Here is a 488-nt window from a genome sequence, read left to right as displayed (position 1 = left end):
GGCCGCGTAGCACAGCGGGAATCCGACGGCCACGGCGAACAGGGCCAGCAGCGGCATGAGCATGCCGTACTTGAACTTCATCTGCGGCCTTTTCTCGACGTGGCCGCCGGGTTCCCCCAGGTCACTTCTGGATCCGCTCCACCGCGGCCTGGGCGTCACGCAGCGCGTCGGCGACGCTCTTGTTACCGGCGGCGGCGTCGTTGAGCTCGGTGCCCACCGCCTGGATCATCTCCTCGCCGCCCTTGCCCTGTGTGAGCGGGGCTGCGTCGCTGAGGATCTCACCGACCACGCGGTAGTAGTCCTCGCCGTACCCGTCCTTGAGCACCTTCTCGTTGGTCAGCGAGCTCTCGCGGACCACCGCACCACCCTTGGCGACCCGCTCGGCGTCGATCTCGGGCGAGGTGATCCACGAGATGAACGCCCACGCGGCGTCCGAGGCTGCCGAGTTGGCCGGGATGGCCCAGCTCCACAGGCCGAGCGCCGACTTG

Annotated in this window: 1 pseudogene; it reads right to left on the bottom strand. The window is 68.6% G+C overall.

From position 1 onward, the window contains the following. Nucleotides 1–121 precede the first annotated feature (121 nt). Nucleotides 122–488: pseudogene (locus CS062_RS25305) on the bottom strand (hypothetical protein); the annotation flags it as partial.

The organism is Roseateles chitinivorans, from assembly GCF_002761755.1.
GTDB classification, from domain to species: Bacteria; Pseudomonadota; Gammaproteobacteria; order Burkholderiales; family Burkholderiaceae_C; genus Roseateles; species Roseateles chitinivorans.
The sequence above is the reverse complement of the archived record's forward strand: the minus strand, read 5'-3'. Positions and strand labels throughout refer to the sequence as shown.